The sequence below is a fragment of the Deinococcus humi genome (assembly GCF_014201875.1).
GTDB lineage: Bacteria > Deinococcota > Deinococci > Deinococcales > Deinococcaceae > Deinococcus > Deinococcus humi.
Genome location: NZ_JACHFL010000007.1, coordinates 17,461 through 33,293, shown reverse-complemented (window position 1 = coordinate 33,293; position 15,833 = coordinate 17,461). Strand labels below are relative to the sequence as shown.

At 63.2% G+C, this 15,833-nt stretch carries 13 protein-coding genes; 10 read left to right on the top strand and 3 right to left on the bottom strand.

The window, feature by feature from the left end; translation table 11 throughout:
* Positions 1 to 314 precede the first annotated feature (314 nt).
* On the top strand, positions 315 to 644 hold the full coding sequence (locus tag HNQ08_RS28255; protein WP_425321349.1) for an IS1/IS1595 family N-terminal zinc-binding domain-containing protein: 330 nt from the start codon (positions 315 to 317) through the stop codon (positions 642 to 644).
* Positions 560 to 1,057, top strand: coding sequence for an IS1 family transposase (locus tag HNQ08_RS28250; protein WP_425321348.1), 498 nt, complete (start codon positions 560 to 562; stop codon positions 1,055 to 1,057). The genes HNQ08_RS28255 and HNQ08_RS28250 overlap by 85 nt, the downstream gene beginning before the upstream one ends.
* 317 nt (positions 1,058 to 1,374) lie before the next feature.
* Here the strand turns inward: HNQ08_RS28250 and HNQ08_RS13980 are convergent, their stop codons facing one another.
* Entirely contained in the window at positions 1,375 to 1,698 is a 324-nt protein-coding gene (locus tag HNQ08_RS13980) for a winged helix-turn-helix transcriptional regulator (RefSeq protein ID WP_184133296.1), read from the bottom strand.
* Between the two features lie 108 nt (positions 1,699 to 1,806).
* On the opposite strand from HNQ08_RS13980, the gene HNQ08_RS13975 reads away from it, so the two are divergent.
* The 6 genes from HNQ08_RS13975 to HNQ08_RS13950 all read left to right on the top strand — a co-directional run bounded on the left by HNQ08_RS13975 (position 1,807) and on the right by HNQ08_RS13950 (position 8,757).
* Positions 1,807 to 2,709 carry an SDR family oxidoreductase gene (locus HNQ08_RS13975; protein WP_184133293.1) on the top strand — a complete coding sequence of 301 codons (903 nt, stop codon included), beginning with the start codon at positions 1,807 to 1,809 and terminating at the stop codon, positions 2,707 to 2,709.
* 47 nt (positions 2,710 to 2,756) lie between these two features.
* Positions 2,757 to 3,707, top strand: a complete 951-nt coding sequence (locus HNQ08_RS13970; RefSeq protein WP_184133290.1) for an NADP-dependent oxidoreductase — start codon at positions 2,757 to 2,759, stop codon at positions 3,705 to 3,707.
* A 1,180-nt stretch (positions 3,708 to 4,887) separates the two neighbouring features.
* On the top strand, positions 4,888 to 6,390 hold the full coding sequence (locus HNQ08_RS13965; protein ID WP_184133286.1) for a glutathione ABC transporter substrate-binding protein: 1,503 nt from the start codon (positions 4,888 to 4,890) through the stop codon (positions 6,388 to 6,390).
* A gap of 135 nt (positions 6,391 to 6,525) precedes the next feature.
* Positions 6,526 to 7,449: an ABC transporter permease gene (locus HNQ08_RS13960; RefSeq protein WP_184133283.1), complete on the top strand. Its 924-nt coding sequence runs from the start codon at positions 6,526 to 6,528 to the stop codon at positions 7,447 to 7,449.
* Positions 7,442 to 8,338 carry an ABC transporter permease gene (locus HNQ08_RS13955; RefSeq protein ID WP_184133279.1) on the top strand — a complete coding sequence of 299 codons (897 nt, stop codon included), beginning with the start codon at positions 7,442 to 7,444 and terminating at the stop codon, positions 8,336 to 8,338. Before HNQ08_RS13960 ends, HNQ08_RS13955 begins: the two co-directional genes overlap by 8 nt.
* Complete coding sequence (locus HNQ08_RS13950; protein WP_184133276.1) at positions 8,335 to 8,757, top strand: OsmC family protein; 423 nt, start codon at positions 8,335 to 8,337, stop codon at positions 8,755 to 8,757. Before HNQ08_RS13955 ends, HNQ08_RS13950 begins: the two co-directional genes overlap by 4 nt.
* Before the next feature lie 330 nt (positions 8,758 to 9,087).
* On the opposite strand, the gene HNQ08_RS13945 is transcribed toward HNQ08_RS13950, so the two are convergent.
* Positions 9,088 to 9,759: a hypothetical protein gene (locus tag HNQ08_RS13945; protein WP_184133273.1), complete on the bottom strand. Its 672-nt coding sequence runs from the start codon at positions 9,757 to 9,759 to the stop codon at positions 9,088 to 9,090.
* 58 nt (positions 9,760 to 9,817) lie between these two features.
* The gene (locus tag HNQ08_RS13940; protein ID WP_184133270.1) at positions 9,818 to 10,096 is read right to left on the bottom strand and encodes a hypothetical protein; all 279 of its coding nucleotides are present in this window, start codon (positions 10,094 to 10,096) and stop codon (positions 9,818 to 9,820) included.
* A 440-nt stretch (positions 10,097 to 10,536) separates the two neighbouring features.
* On the opposite strand from HNQ08_RS13940, the gene HNQ08_RS13935 reads away from it, so the two are divergent.
* Positions 10,537 to 13,911 carry an ATP-binding protein gene (locus HNQ08_RS13935; protein WP_184133267.1) on the top strand — a complete coding sequence of 1,125 codons (3,375 nt, stop codon included), beginning with the start codon at positions 10,537 to 10,539 and terminating at the stop codon, positions 13,909 to 13,911.
* A 665-nt stretch (positions 13,912 to 14,576) separates the two neighbouring features.
* Entirely contained in the window at positions 14,577 to 15,524 is a 948-nt protein-coding gene (locus HNQ08_RS13930) for an alpha/beta fold hydrolase (protein ID WP_184133264.1), read from the top strand.
* Positions 15,525 to 15,833: the final 309 nt, after the last annotated feature.

The window sequence follows — 15,833 nt, the reverse complement described above, 5'->3', positions numbered from 1 at the left end:
TTTCCGACCTTGCATGCCCGTCTCAACAACCTTGACCAGTATCGCCGGGCCAGCACTTCGTCAACGACTCCAGCGGGTCCGGGGGTGCCGCTCCCGCCCCGGCATGTTCATGGACCTGGCGGGGACGGGCAACTGCAGGCCGCGGACCTAATGCAAAACGGTGAATGAATAGGAAGATACGTGCCCTTCCTTGTCGCCAAGATTGCCGAGTAAAAACGGAAAAAGCGGCCCACAGGCCGCCTTGATTTCTTTAATATAGGGCAGTATTCAGCTCCTGTCAAACCTATGCACCCGGTGGTCGTGGATTTTTGAGCATGACAGGTATTCAATGGAGCATGAACGGTCTGGAGTGTCCGCAGTGCGGCGCCGTCCGCATCGTCAAAAACGGTCATGCCCATACGGGGAAGCAACGCTACCTCTGCTGCGCCTGTGGCCACCAGTTCACCTTGAGGCCGGTTTGGCATCGTATTTCAGCGGAGACCATCGCCCTGGTGGACCGGTTGTTGACTGAGCGGATCTCTCACCGGGGAATCTGTCGGGTCACCGGAGTCAGCCGCTCGTGGTTCCGTCTGCATCTCAAAGGGTTGAGTCGCAGCGTCTCACACGACTTGAACACCCCTGCGTCTTCTACAAAAAAAGCTTGAGCATTCCGGCACCCTCTCGAAGGGTGCTGGAATGCGACGAACTATGCACGTTCGTGAGAAGTCATCAACGACCGCTCTGGATCTGGCTGGCCATGGATCGGCACACCCGACGGATCGTCGGGTGCTTCCTCGGTCCCCGCGACACCTTGGGCGCATACGGGCTCTGGCACAGCCTGGAAACACCGTACCTGGACGCGGTCTGTCATACAGACCGCCTAGCGGCCGACAAGAGCGTGGTCTTCGGGAAGCTGCATCGCATCGGTGGAACCCAGCATATTGAGCGTTTCAACGCGACTTTGCGTGCTCGCCTCGCCCATCTGGTCCGCCGTTCCCTGGCCTTCAGTCGTCGTCAGTCGCATCTCGAAACCGTCGTCTGGCTCTTTCTCCATCACTACAACGCGTCATTACCTTGAACCCTCTACCCACCGGGTCTAAAAAGCGCAGGTTTAACAAGTTGTCGGACTCAAGGGTAGATGGTCGCTGTTGGCTTTGGAAGTCAGGAGGCAGGAGCAGGGCTCGACCGCCTCTTAGAGCGGCTGGGTGCTGGACAACACGGTGACTCAAACGCCATAAGCAAAGGCGTGATTAGGCGGCGTCTATGCTTCGGTCTCCAGTCACTGGCTCTCCTTTGCCAAGGAGTTTCGCGCTGTCGATGCGCCTGACACCGGATTACCGCCTTTGACGAAGCGGTATCGGTATGTCAATGGGCTTCTCCCGCCCTACGCCCCATTCATGTCCATTCAGCGCCCCACTCGGCCAGCGCATACACCACGTTGCCCAACGCGCGGCCCTTATCGGTCAGGGTGTATTCCACACGCGGCGGGATCTCTGGAAACACCACTCGGGTCACGACACCCTGCCGCTCCAGATCTCGCAGGCGATCCGTCAGGGTCTTGGGACTGATGCCAGTCAGGCTGGTTCGCAGTTCTCCAAAACGCCGTGTTCCGGCCAGCAGGTCACGCAGAATCAGGGTGGTCCATTTGCCATCAATGACCGCCAAGGCCCGTTCCACCGTACATTCGGGCCGCTCCTGGATTTGCTTATCAAAGTTCATTTCTAGAAACTATAGCAATTTTCGGAAACTTCTTCACAAAATGAAGTGTCGCTGCTAACGTGGTTTTCCGGATAAGGCAATGCTGAGTGCCAGCGAGGAAAGGAGACCATGAGTGAACTGATCTTGACTTACGGAGCGGGCGGGGCGCAGGGTGCGCCGGTCGCCCATGGATTGCTGGACGCTGGATACCGGGTGCGGGCCCTGGTTACCGATACGGCCAGGAATCGTTCCCTGGTAGATGCGGGCGCGGACGTGGTGGCAGGGAATCTGGCCGATATGGACAGCGTGCGCCGAGCCACACAGGGCGTGGACAAAGTTTTTCTGATGCTCCCATTCTCCGGCAGAGGCAATCCACTGGACTACGCCCGCAACGCGATTCAGGCAGCGAAAGAGGCCGGGGTGAAGTTGGTGGTTCTCAACACCAGCGGCCAGACTCCTGAGGAACCTACCGGCCTGCCGATGCTGGATTACCGCATTCATCTGGAGCAGCTCCTGCGTGAGAGTGGCGTGCCAGGCATCATCCTGCGCCCCACTGCGTATATGGAAAACTTTCTGGGACCGTGGGTGTTGCCGCGCCTCGGGGCCGAGAACGTGCTGGCCTATCCGGTCGAAGCCGGGCGCCCGACCTCGTGGATCGCCGCGCAGGATCTGGGACGCTTCGCAGTGGCGGCGCTGGGTCGGCCTGATCTAGCCGGGCTGTCGTTCAATCTGGGCGGTCCGCAGGCTCTCAGAGGGAAAGATATAGCCGCCGTATTCACTTCTGCACTGGGTCGCGAGATTGTTTACGAATCCCTCTCCCCCGAACAGTTCGGTGCCATCATGGGCCGTGTGGTGGGACCGGAGGCCGAGACAGCCATCGTCGCCGCTTACAAGGCGGGAGAGGCGGCCCCACTGGACGCCATGGTGGTGGCCATGGACCGTGTCCTGTCGCACTTGCCCGTGAAGCAGACCACCCTGGAACAATGGGTAAGGCAACATGCGGCTCTGTTCGCGCAAACCGCCCAGGCTTGAGGGGAAAAGATGATGCCAGTACCACGACCTATGCCACCCGGACAGCCATGAGGGCGGCCCGTTTTCACAGTTTCGGCGCTCCCTCGGTGTTGCAAGTCGAGGAGGTGGCCTGGCCCACCCCAAAAGGGGACGAAGTCCTGATCCGCGTGCACGGCTCCAGTGTCAACGGCACTGATCTCAACCTGCGCGGCGGCGGGCTGGGCCTGATCATGGCCGGACAATTGCCCTTCACGCCCGGCTTCGACGCTGCGGGAGAGATCGCGGGCTGCGGGCCGGAAGTGACCGCCTACCGTCCAGGCGACCGGGTCTATACCCTGTTGGGTCACGGTGGGGGTGGGGCCGCCGAGTACGTCACGGTCAGTCAGTCGCGCGTCGGGTTGGCCCCTGAAAGCATTGATCTGGTCACGGCAGCGGCGGTTCCCCTGTCTGGCCTGACTGCCCTGCAGGGCCTGCGCGGTGAGGGGCGACTGCAGGGTGGCCAGGCCAGGAAGCGGGTGCTGGTTTACGGCGCATCCGGTGGCATCGGCGCCTTTGGGGTTCAATTGGCCCGGATCATGGGCGCGCACGTGACCGGGGTGGCGCGCTCCTCAAAACTTGAGTACCTGCGCGAGTTGGGCGTGGACGAGGCGGTATCCACCGACGACATGAACTGGAATGACTTCGGCCAGCCCTGGGACGTGATCCTGGACACGCCCCCCGCCCTGAAGTTCAGTGAAGTTAAGCATGCCCTAGCCCCCCGTGGCGTGCTGGTCAGCACCCGTGGCCTACCTACCCGGCTCTCGGACGCGGCGGCCATGTTGCCGGGTGCGGAGCCGCGTTTTGCTGCTGTGCGAACGGCGGAGCGGGGGCTGGATCTGGCCTTCCTGACCCGGTTGATCGACAGCGGGGAGCTGATGGTCCCAGTGGATCAAACCTTTCCACTGGCTGACATCCGCGCCGCCCATGAATACGCTGAGGGGCCGGATGTGCGGGGTAAAGTGGTGGTTTCGCTGGAATGATTCAGTCCTGCCCTCAAGATCTGACGGAAGCAAGGGGCGCAGGGCAGACCGCTTCAGGGAACCTCCCGGCAACATTCTGGATCATCGGCGGGTCCACTCGACTTCTTGCATCATCGGATCGGTAGCTGGTGCAAGACAAACGAGGCCTTGAGTGCAGAGAGGTGTCATCAGACCTTCCAAGTGGTGCACGAATCGGTTGGGCTGCTGTGTTGCAAATACCCAGTTCGGAAACGATTACTGCTTGGCTGACTGGATTTGTCTCGGTCCCAGTAGAGGCCAGGAGATCCCTGATGAGTGCTGGCTTTCGAAGCGTTTGGAGCCGGCTCGTTGCTCGTGTCGTGTCCATCACGCTCTACGACGGACGCATTCAGCACCAGGAGGACAGGCAGCTCGGCTTCAAGCGGCAACGGTGAACTCAAGAGTTCCTTACCCTATACGCCCAAGTCTTGAATATTCGCCGCCGCACCCACATCACCATCCCTATCACTGAGAGGAAGCAAACAATTCGCACAGGTTCTCTTATGGGTCTGGGGCAATGCTAGGTGCGACCTGACGTTCTGAACGCCTTCAGAACTCCTGTGCCTCGCTATGAATCAGTTGACGAGGATACATACCAGGCAGCTTAAGGCACTACAGACGAGGTCCGACTGTCGGTAGCCGTCCGAGCTTTCCAGAGGTGGGGCACTCCTTCTAGGCCCGCGCCTCAGGTCACTGTGAGGAGCCGTTGTACCGCTTTGCTGTCCCGACAACAATCTTGATCGGGTTTCCAGTCCAGGTGCAATTTGCGGAAGATCTCAGCGCTTGAGAATCTTGACCTTCAAAGCCACCGATCGGGTAACCGTGCACCACGAGCGCAACATCAAATGGGTTCAGGTCGCTCGCCGACACCACCGGCCCCAGCAAGTTGTGCTGATCGGGACAACCAGGCCGCATCGCGTGACCAGAAGCGTCGAGGCCTTCATGCGGCGGAGAGAAAATTCGGGGCGGACCACGCTCCGGGCGTGACGTTCTGCCTGGTGGTTTTCTATAGGCCGGTCTAGTTGAATCCACCCCGGACAGTCCGCAATGGCGACGAATGTCATATCGTGAGCGGATGACGTGTCATCTCGGCTGTTTTTGACTTGATACGCGGACCAGCGTTCCCGACGACAAAAGCGTTCTACTGATGGAGGTTCGTCCCATGAAAAGACTGACACTGGCCCTGGCCTGCTTCACATTCCCTGTTTCACTCGCCGGCGCGCAGTCCGGCACCGTCACGATCGCCACGACGAATGACGCGCCCACGCTTGATCCCAACATGACCTTCAGCGGTCTGGCCTTCGGAATCACCAACCACATCTACGACAGTCTGCTTGCCCGGGAAGAGGACGGCTCCATCAAACCGCGTCTGGCCACCAGCTGGAAACGCATCAATGCGACCACCTGGCGCTTTGAGCTGCGCAAGAACGTGAAGTTCCAAGATGGGACGCCGTTCAATGCCGCCGCTGTGAAATTCAGCGTGGAGCGGCTGATCGCTCCGGAGAGCAAGGCCCCCGGCGGCTACGTCCTGAACATGATCAAGACCATCAAGGTCATCGACGATGACACCATCGAGTTTGTGACCGCCGATCCGTTTGCCCCCCTGCTGGCCCACCTGACGCACCCGGTCACGGCCATCGTGTCTCCGGGGGCCGTGAAAGCTGGCGGTAAGGATTTCGCCCGCAACCCGGTCGGCACTGGTCCATTCAAGTTCAGCAAGTGGAATACCGGCAACCAGATCGAACTCGTCGCCAACCCTAATTATTGGGGCGGCAAGGTCGGCATTCAAAAGCTGGTGTTCCGCATCATCCCAGACGTGAGTACCCAGGTCGTCGAACTGAAGACCGGACGGGTGGACCTGATCACCACCGTTCCGCCCGAGAGCTACAAAGAACTGGACGCCGACAAGAACCTCAGCGTATTCAAGAAGCTCGGCTGGGGCACCACCTATCTGGGCTTCAACACCCAGAGTGGAATCACCAAGAACGCCCGCGTCCGGCAAGCCATCTCCCAGGCCATCGACCGTGACATGATCGTGAACGTGTTGCGTCAGGGCCTCGCCGTCAAGGCCACTGCCCCGATTCCACCCACCGTGTACGGCGCCGGCAAGAACTTGCCTGGGGTCAGTTACAACCTGAACGCAGCCAAGGCCCTGCTCGCGCAGGCGGGCGTGAAGCCCGGCACAAAGATTACCCTCGCCACCTACGAGAACGCCGAGAACCGCCAGTTGGCTGAAGCCATCCAGTTCTCATTGCAGCAGCTCGGCTTCAACGCGGCCGTGCAGATCACCGACTACGGGACCTACAGCACCAACATGCAGAAACCCAATCATGCCGAACTGTTCATCAGCGGCTGGGGCACGGTGACCCTGGATGCCGACTACGCGCTGTACGCCCTGTTCAGCAGCAAGGAGATCCCGGTTAACAACTGGTCGTTCTATAAGAACGTCAAGGTAGACAAACTGCTGCTCGATGCCCGTCGCAGCAGTGATCAGCCCAAGCGGCTGGCCCTGTACCAGGATGCCCAGGAGCAGATCCACAAGGACATGCCCTGGCTGACGCTGTACTACCCCCTGACCGCCTATGCCAAGACCAACCGGCTGCAGGGCGAGGACTGGCGCTACTCCTGGATCAATCTCGACCTCAGCAAGGCCACGGTCAAATAGGGCAACGGGGCAGCGACGCGGGGGTCACATTCCCCTTCTAAAGGCTGCCCCTGTCTCCCCTCTCTATCCATTCCATTCGTCGTTCCAAGGCCCTGCCTCTGAACGCGCTTCGTCTTTCCCGATCGGAAGTGCCACATGATTCAGTACGTGCTGGGGCGGTTGGTGGGCACGGTTCCCGTCTTGCTCGGGGTCACGGTGCTGGTGTTCTTGCTGTTGAAGTTTGTACCAGGCGATCCGGTGGTGGCGCTGCTGGGCGAGGAGGCCCAGGGCATGTCCGCCCAGCAACTCGACAAACTGCGCGAGGCGTACGGCTTCACCGATCCCTGGGTGGTGCAGTACGGGCGCTTCCTGCAGGAGTTCGTGACTGGAAAGCTGCTGTCGCTCAGGACGGAAACGCCGGTCCTGACCGAGATCCTGCAGCGTTTTCCCTACACCTTGCAGCTCACGGCAGTCGCCCTGGGGCTGTCTGTCCTGGTGGCCATCCCGCTGGGCATTGCCGCAGCTGTCCGGCGTGATACCCGCTGGGACCATCTCATTACCACGATCTCCCTGCTGGGCATCTCTATTCCCAGCTTTTGGTTCGCGATCATGATCATGCTGCTGTTCGCGCTGCAACTCCGCTGGTTGCCGCCCAGCGGCAGCGGCACCCCGGCCCATTTGGTCATGCCGGCCCTGACGCTGGCCTTCGGCACGCTCGCCATCCAGATTCGCATGATGCGCGCCAGCCTGCTCGAGACCCTGCCGCAGGATTATGTCCGGACCGCGCGTGCCAAGGGACTGGCGCCTCGGCAGGTGCTGCGGCACGCGCTGCGTAACGCCCTAATTCCGGTGGTCACCGTGATCGGCCTGGAATTTGGCAGCCTGCTGGGCGGTGCGGCCATTACTGAGTCCATCTTCGCGTGGCCGGGTCTGGGCCGCCTTACATTGGACGCCGTGATCAGCCGGGACATTCCACTGGTGCAGGGCGTGGTCGTGTTCGCCGCCGTTGTTTTCACGCTGGTGAATCTGACGGTGGATCTCCTGTACGGCTTGCTGAATCCCAGGGTGCAGTATGGCTGAGGTCGTGGCCGCTGCACCTGGACAGACCGCACGTCCGTTGGGCAACCAGGGCTTCTGGGGCCGTCTGTTGTCGCGTCCGGCGGCTCGGTTCGGCGTGGGCCTACTGACCTTGCTGATCCTGGCTGCGCTGCTGGCTCCGATCCTCGCGCCGGACGCGCCGAATGCCCAGAACTGGCTGGACCGCCTGAAACCTCCCAGCGCGCAGCACCCCTTCGGGACCGACGCTTTCGGGCGCAGTGTGCTGACCCGGGTGCTGTACGGCGCGCGGGTATCTCTGCTGGCCGGCATCCTGCCGGTGGTGCTGGGGCTGACTGTCGGAACCACCATCGGCATCCTGGCCGGGTACTTCGGCAAGACCACAGACCGCCTGTTCATGCGGCTGATGGACATCCTGTTGGCGTTCCCAGGTCTGCTGCTGGCGCTGGCGATTATCGGGACGCTTGGCCCCGGCTTCACCAACGCCGTGGTTGCCATTGGCGTCGGCATGATCCCGGTCTTCGCGCGGCTGAGCCGGGCCGAGGTGATCAACGTCAAGACCAACGATTTCGTCGAGGCTGCCGGAGCACTTGGTGCCGGTCACACCCGCATCATCTTCCGTCACCTGCTTCCCAGCATGACCAGTCCCCTGGTCGTGCAGGCCACCATCAGCGTTGGAAGCGCCATCCTCAGTACAGCCGGGTTGAGCTTCCTGGGCCTTGGCGTGCAGCCGCCGACCAGCGATTGGGGCGAGATGCTCAGCAGCGCCCGGCGTTATCTGCCGGGAGCGTGGTGGCTGACCGTCTTTCCCGGCATCATGATTGCCCTGACCGTGCTGAGCTTCAACCTGATCGGCGACGGCCTGCGCGACGCCCTTGATCCCCGCACTCGCCTGAGGAAAATACAGAAATGACCCAGCCCACCCAGAAGTCCATGACCATTCATCACGCCGGACAGCAGCGCTACACGGCGCACAACACCGCCGGACAGCAGATCATCATTGACATGACGCCAGATCACCCCCTGGGCGTCGGGCCGATGGACGCTGTCTTCGCCGCCCTGGCTGCCTGCAGCATGAGCGACGTGGTGGAGATCTTGCGCAAACGCCGCACACCTGTTCAGAAGTACCGTGTGGAACTCACTGGACTGCGCGACGGCGAGCATCAGCCTCCCCGGTACTACCACTACCTGATGCGTCACGTCGTTTCCGGCGAGGGCATCACACAAGAAGACGTGGAGAAGGCCGCACACCTGAGTCACGAAAAATACTGCACCGTGGGGGCCAGTCTGAATGCCGAGGTGGAGATTGAGGTCGTGCTGGAGGAAGGCTAAGTTCTGAGCGCGCGATCAGGGACAAGGAGCCGGCGCTGGGCGGGCGCTGGCTAATGATTCTGGGCGACGAGGCACACGTCAGTGCGGATACGGTCATTCATCGTCTATTCGCGAAACGTACGCCTATTCCATGCCGCACAGCGCGGGGACACGCCTCCGCTCCCCGCTGCCTCCTCTCCTCTGGATTGAGCTCTACCCGGTAGACCTGCCATTCTCTATCCATCCTCAGACGCAACCCAATAAAGCGTGAGGTTGCGCAGCTCTTCTCTGAGCTGGGCGGCTGCGTCCTGTTCAGCCCTTTCCTGGCTTGTTGAGAGCAGCCATTCCCGTTCATCGTAAAGCGCGGAGCGCTGCGGGTGAGAGCGGGTGGGCCGCGCCCTGGTGGACCCACAGCGTCACGTCTGGAGGTTCGCCCGCGCCGAACAGCACCACCCCGCTGAGGCGGGTGCGCACCCGCTCGAAAGCGCGGGCCTTCTCGGGTGGGACGCCGGGCAGCGCCTCCCCCTGTGCCGCTCGGGCCAGCCGTCGCAACACGACGGGCAAAAGCTCAGTGGCAGGGACAGCGGTGGGCAGCACGGCAGCCAGGACGCAAGGCGCCCCCGGCGGTAGCTGCCCAGCCTTCTCCGAGAGGACCCGCGCCAGCCTGTCCACTGGCGGCAGGTCACCGCCGCGCAGCCGGGCCACCTCGGCATACACATCACTTCCATTTGTCAGTCTCAGGGCGAAGTCTGGCCCACGGCCACCCCCCGCCTTAAGGGGCTCATAGGTCAGGACGCCGCTGCCGGAGCGCAGCAGCCAAGCCGCGACCAGCAGTTCCGCGCGCAGATCGGCCTGCTGGCCCTCTGCCACCGCCTCACGGACCTTCTTGCGAAGTTTGGAGACGTTCGCCTCGGCGAAGGCCAGGAAGGGTCGCGACTCGGCACACCAGGCCCTGAGCGGAGGCGCCAGCGGATGACCGGGCGTGCCGCACACTTGTTGCACAAGTCGGTCTGTGGCGGTCACCGGCTGAGCCCAAGGAGTGCAGGCCGTACAGGACAGCGCTCGTAAAATTCCCAGGTTCTCAAGGTCGCGCCTTCTGGGCTAGACCCAGGGTGGAGTTGACCCAGACGTTCTCATCACGCGGCGGGTGCACAAGTGCCGGGACGGCGTCCAGGGTGATCAGACTCGGAGATCGGTCCTGGGGGCGAGACACCTGGACCTGCCACTCCCCGTGAAGCGCCGGCGGTACCCGGGCGCCCAGCATCTTGCTGCGGCCATTGGCGGCCTGCGCGGTGCCCTGCCTCTCCCCTACCCCCGGTGCAGGGCGAGGAGTTAGGCAGGCCGCGATTTTCAGGTCCATCAGACACACTGTGCTCCCTCCATGTTGGTCATGTTTTGCTCGATAACGGCCATATCGTCTGCTCATTATTGAGGCGCGGGGAGTCTGGTCTTGACGTTCCGGAACAGCACGGCGGAAAAACGGTGACCAGCTGAGCAGGCATCTCAGCAGTCTGTGTCGCGTCGACAACACTCCTGCACTCTACATTCGCCAGAAGCAGCAGGAAGTTTGAGGCCTCGGGCACCTCATGCAATTTATTGCTCTCCAGACCTTGCCGGACGTTAACGGCCAGGGTGGTGAGGTCATCGGACCATTTTCCACGCCTGGCGGGTCTTCTGTGGCTTTCCCGACCACGCCAGCAGCTTCATGCTGATGTCCACAGCGGCATGGCATTCAGGTCCCCAGGCGTTCTGTCACGGTTTACCCGTGCGCCAGAACGCACTTTGCTACGATGCAATGCGATGAGCGCATCTCCGACCTGGCAGCTCACACTCTTTGGCACGCCGGGCTTGCGCAGGCTGGGCGGATCAGAGGCGCGCTGTGAGCGAAAGACGCTCGCGTTGCTGGCGTACCTCGCAGTCGAAGGCCCGACGTCGCGAGCGCACATCGCGGCGCTGTTATGGCCAGACACCGTGACGAGTGCAGCGAGAAACAATCTCGTGCATCTGCTGCGCCGGATCACGAAAACGTACGAGGCGGCGCTCGTCGTCGGTCAGGAAACCCTGGCACTCGGAAGCGTGGTCACCACGGACCTGGGCGCGTGGCAGCATGAGGGCACATTCACCGACAATGCTGACAGTGTGCCCGTCGGAATCTTCCTGAAAGGCGTGAACTTCGATGACGCGCCGCACATCGAGGAATGGCTGCTCGCATGGCGCGAGCGCTTCCACGCGGCACGGGTGACCCAACTTCTGCGCGCTTCAGAGGCCCACGAAGAGGCAGGACAGTTGCTTGACGCGATTCACGTCACGGAGCAACTGGTCGCTCTTGACGTGCTGTCCGAGGAGGGTTACCGGCGGCTGATGCGTCTGTACTATCTGCACGGTGATCGCCCCGCCGCGCTGCGCGCCTACGAGCGTTGTCGGCAACTTCTCGCACGTGAGCTCGGACTCGAACCCATGCCCGAGACATTGCGACTTGCGGGTGAAATCGATCGGGGTGCGCTCGTCGAACGCGCCGTGGAAGCGCCGCCGCGCCTTCCGCTCGCCGTGCTGCGTCCGCCCACCTTCGTTGGCCGCGATGACGCGCTCAGACGCCTGGACCGCGCGTGGCACGACGGGCTCGTCGTGCTGCTGAGCGGTGAGGCCGGTGTGGGCAAATCGCGCCTCATCCAGGAGTTTGCAGCCGGTAGGGGACGCACGGCGTGGATGGAAGCCCGTCCGGGAGACAGCCTTGTCCCGTATGCGACGCTTGGGCGCGCGCTGCGTGCGTGGTGTCGCGCGCAGCCAGCGGTGCATCTCGAGGGATGGGCGCGCCGGGCCCTTGGGCGAATGGTGCCGGACGTGTTTCCCGACGAAATAGAGGACCTCGAGCCCATGGAGGCCCACCTGCACGCCGCCATTCGCGCTCTGTTTGACCAGGTGACGCGTGACGTGAGGCTCGTGGTGCTTGAGGACCTGCATTTTGCCGATGCCGCTTCCTTGGACGCGGTCTTCATCCTGTTTGCGTCCCTCTCACCGGTCGAGCGTGAGGACCTGCCGCGCCTGGCCTGTACGGTGCGCAGCGGAGAACTTCCGGAGGCATTGAGGGCTCACGTACAACGCCTTGAAGACGCTGGACGTACCTCCCGGATCGCCCTTAAACCGCTGAGAGTGGCCGAGGCAATCGCGCTGCTGCAGCAAGTGGATGTCCCTGCCTCGCTGGAAAAGCGCGTCGTGCACTTTGCAGGTGGCAATCCCCTGTTTCTGCTGGAGATGGTGCGGCACCTGCTTGAAGCGCGCGTAGACCTGACGCGTGAGGTCGGCACCTTGCCGATTCCAGAAAAAGTGGGGCAGATCATCGAGCGCCGCCTGTCACGCCTGTCGCCGGGCGCCCTGCAGGTTGCGCGCGCGGCGAGCGTGCTGCAACGCGACGTTCACCTCGAACTGGTGGCGGATGTGCTAAATGCGCCGCTCCTGTCTGTCGCCGAATACTGGGAAGAACTGGAAGCCGCGCAGATCATGTCGGGTGAGCGATTCGCACACGATTTGATCTTCGAGTCGGTGCAGCGTGGTCTTCCGGCAGCCGTCGGCCGCCTGCTTCATCGCAGCGCGGCGCGTGTCCTGAGCCGTCAGGCGGAGAGCGCCGCGCGCGTCGCCCATCACTGGCAGCTTGGCGGAGACCTGAAAGAAGCGGCACTGGCGTATCTTCGCGCGGCACGTGAGGCCCTGGCGGCGTTGCGGTCACGTGAGGCCGTGGGCTTCTTCGAGGAAGCGGCTCGCGCCTACGACGCGCTCGATGAGACAGACGCTGCGTTTAACGCGCGCGCGACCGCCCTGGAAGGCACGTGGCGCTTCGAGCATATCGCCCTTGTCGAGGACCTTGCACGGCGCCTGTCTGACGCTGCGCGTACAAACGCACAACGTGCGCGTGCCCTCGCCGTGAGCGCCACCCGCCTCAATGCCCACCATCAGGGTCCACAGGCCGAAGAGGCTGCGCTTGCCGGACTGCGCCTTTTCGACGACGGACCTGGGGATAGGCACGTGCGCGCCACCCTGCTGCGTGAACTGATGCTCGCGCGGGCATCGCAGTTCAAGACCGACGAGACGCTTGAACTCACCGAACAAGTCTTGACTGCGCACGATGCGCTGCCCGCCGAGCCACGCGCACAGGGTGTGCTCGCCGTCGCGTTCGCTTTAATGCGCGTTGAGCAACACGCGCTTGCAGGGCCACTCCTTGAGCGCGCCCTCTCCGCCTTTGAAGCGGAGGGCGCGTCGTACCAGGCGGCCTGGACCACCCACAGCCTCGCCAGTTACTTCGAGACCGTCCAGCACTTCGACCGTGCGCTGACGCTGCGCTGTGGGCTTGACGAGCGCCTGGCCCATGACGCGGTCTCGCCCTCGCTGCGTACCGTGAACAGGGTGCGGCAGGGAACGCTGCTCACGCGGCTGCGCGCGTACGGGGCGGCCCTTGAGGCGCTCATGCATGCACTTGACCTCGCACGTGGCTCAGGCGAACCCACCGGACCCCTGCACCGCGCGTTCGCCGACGTGTACTGGGCACTCGGTGCCTTCGATGCATGTGAGGCTTCCCTCGACACGGCGCTCGCGGAGCCCAACTCAACCGATCCGGGGCAGCAAGTTCCCTGGTTGTTCAAAGGGCTGCTGGCCGCCCATGCGGGAAACGTCGAGCAGGCCCGGGCGTGTTTTGCACGGGCTTCCAAAGCGCTCGATCACACCAACTTGACCTACTCGCGCGGCCGTCTCCTGCTCGCACGCGCCGAGCTGGGAGGGTCCGACGCTGTGGAGCTGGCACGCAAGGGCGTGGAACTGGCGCGTCGGCACGACCACGCGGATCTCCTGACACTCGCGCTCACCATACTGGCCGAACGCCTGCTTGAGCAGGAGGGCGCCCATGCAGCCCTTCCACACAGCACCTCGGCGGTTCAGCGACTGCCTGAACATGCCTCGCGCGAAGATTATGCGCGGCCTCTGCTGGCACATCACCGGGTGCTCAGTGCCCTCTGCGACCCGAACGCGGCAGCACCCCTGATCGCCGCGGCCGCTTGGATAGAGGAGGCCGTGAACCGCGTGCCCGAAGAGCATCGGCAGGCCTTCCTGCAGGATCACCCAACGCATGGGCGTGTGCGGAGCTTGCTGGGCGCCCTGCCAGGCCTGCCCCGAAGCGTGCCCGGTTGATCGTCCACGCTTCTGTTCGACCTGGGGGCCGCGCGTCCACAATGCGCGCGCTGGAAGTCCCCCGGGAACCAATCCACAAGTTTCGCCCAGGCGCGTCGCATGGAAGAAAACCCACGCGTAGCCGCCTTGTGGCTGCGGCTGGCGGCGCAGCATTGAGGCGGACGTGATGGCCTTGAGCGCTCTGTCTTAGCCTTACATATAGGCTGGAAGGCCGCTCAGCCGTTCGTGGTGAGTCTGCACACTCGCCTGGAACCCGAGCGTCACACACCCGGTGGGCGGCTTCCGCGCCTATTCGGAGACACGAGCATGGCGGCTTCGATCAGACCGTGCGCGGAAGTGACGAAGCTCTCGCCGCTCGTGGACAGGTGCTCGCGGTCCAACTTTGGCCAGCTTCCTGACGACCGTTTTGGAGTTTGGGAGGCGTATACGGCGTCAGACGTCACCCGGCCGCGTTTCATGCCTCAAAATCGCCATCGGGTCCGAGGCACTGACACGGGCCCGATGGCCACGCCTGGATTCGTGAGCCGCACGGGCCCAAGCGCCGAGTTCCACGCGGGCACGCGCGGTCCCCTGGCCTGTGGCCTTCACGAGGAGATCTGCAAACGCCAGAACGGGTGCGTTGACCTGCCATGGTCTTGCCACGGGGGTGCCTCTACCGTATTGGCATGAAACGACTGTCAATGCTGCTCGGAATTGCCCTCGCCTGCTCCTCCTTGACGAACGCTCAACCCGTGGGCGATCCATCCAAGCTTCCACTGCCGGATGCAACCCTCGTGAGCGTGAACGGTGCGAACCTCGCCGTGCGCTGTGACGGGGCGGCGCACACCGGACAACCGATCGTCGTGCTGGTGGCCGGTCAGGGCGTCCCCGCCGTGTCCTGGGTGGCGCCGCCACCTGAGGAGATGCAGGCGGCGGTGATGTGGCGTCCGCCGTTCGGCGCGAGACAGCCCGTCCAGCCTGCCCTCGCTGCCATCACACGCACGTGCGTGTATGACCGCCCGGGACTCGGCAGCAGCGGTGACCTACCCGATGCCACTCCCCGTACCCTCACCGACGCCGTGAACGACTTGCACACCTTGCTGAGCACGCTCAGCCCTGATCAGCCCGTCGTGCTCGTCGGGCATTCTGTCGGCGGATTGATCGCGTTCGAGTACGCGCGTGCCCATGGCTCACGTGTGGCCGGGCTGGTGCTCGTGGACGCCACACATCCCGACGAACGTCAACGCCTCGCGTGGCTCTTTCCCCCGAACGCCGAGCGTGAAGCGCGCTTGATCGCGCAGCACCCCGAGCACCTTGACGTGCGGGCGGCGACATCGCGAGGCTCAGATGCTGTCCCCACCGGGACGCTGGGCGCCCTGCCAATAGCGGTTCTGACGCGCACCAACGGCATGGACGCTGCCACGGCCCGGCAATTCGGCGTGGACGGTTCTCCCGCGATGCTGGCCCGCTGGCGGCGGGACCACTGGTCCCTGGCCGTCGAGTACGCGGCTGCATCTTCACGCGGCACCCTCGTCAGCGCGAACGACAGCGGGCACTTTATTGGCTTCGATCAGCCCGACCTTATCGTCGCGGCGGTCCAGCGCCTCCTGGAAGACCGCCGCACCTTGCCTTGATCCAGAGACATTGGGTGCGTCAGACGCCCGCGGCCGGAGGGGAGCAGAATTGTCCGCCGGCCCGCAGGCTTTGCGTGAGTCGTTGACCGCTCGCGGGCACGGACCACCTGCAGTCTGTCCTGCGCGTGACGTAGTGGTCTGAGCGCACCCACCTCGCGCTTCTCTCAGAGCGCGGGTTCGTGTTGTCGCCGTGCCGAAGGGCGCGCCCTCGCCTCGACATAGCCCCACGTGGCGAGGGCGCAGCCCATCAGGCAGAGGCGATCCCTTCTAAAATGCAGATTGTCGACTGTCATGTGCACGTTGTGCCCG

Coding starts and splice junctions, on each gene's coding strand:
- HNQ08_RS28255 (WP_425321349.1), top strand. CDS start 315: ATGACAGGTATTCAATGGAGCATGAACGGTCTGGAGTGTCCGCAGTGC.
- HNQ08_RS13980 (WP_184133296.1), bottom strand. CDS start 1,698: ATGAACTTTGATAAGCAAATCCAGGAGCGGCCCGAATGTACGGTGGAA.
- HNQ08_RS13975 (WP_184133293.1), top strand. CDS start 1,807: ATGAGTGAACTGATCTTGACTTACGGAGCGGGCGGGGCGCAGGGTGCG.
- HNQ08_RS13970 (WP_184133290.1), top strand. CDS start 2,757: ATGAGGGCGGCCCGTTTTCACAGTTTCGGCGCTCCCTCGGTGTTGCAA.
- HNQ08_RS13965 (WP_184133286.1), top strand. CDS start 4,888: ATGAAAAGACTGACACTGGCCCTGGCCTGCTTCACATTCCCTGTTTCA.
- HNQ08_RS13960 (WP_184133283.1), top strand. CDS start 6,526: ATGATTCAGTACGTGCTGGGGCGGTTGGTGGGCACGGTTCCCGTCTTG.
- HNQ08_RS13955 (WP_184133279.1), top strand. CDS start 7,442: ATGGCTGAGGTCGTGGCCGCTGCACCTGGACAGACCGCACGTCCGTTG.
- HNQ08_RS13950 (WP_184133276.1), top strand. CDS start 8,335: ATGACCCAGCCCACCCAGAAGTCCATGACCATTCATCACGCCGGACAG.
- HNQ08_RS13940 (WP_184133270.1), bottom strand. CDS start 10,096: ATGGACCTGAAAATCGCGGCCTGCCTAACTCCTCGCCCTGCACCGGGG.
- HNQ08_RS13935 (WP_184133267.1), top strand. CDS start 10,537: ATGAGCGCATCTCCGACCTGGCAGCTCACACTCTTTGGCACGCCGGGC.
- HNQ08_RS13930 (WP_184133264.1), top strand. CDS start 14,577: ATGAAACGACTGTCAATGCTGCTCGGAATTGCCCTCGCCTGCTCCTCC.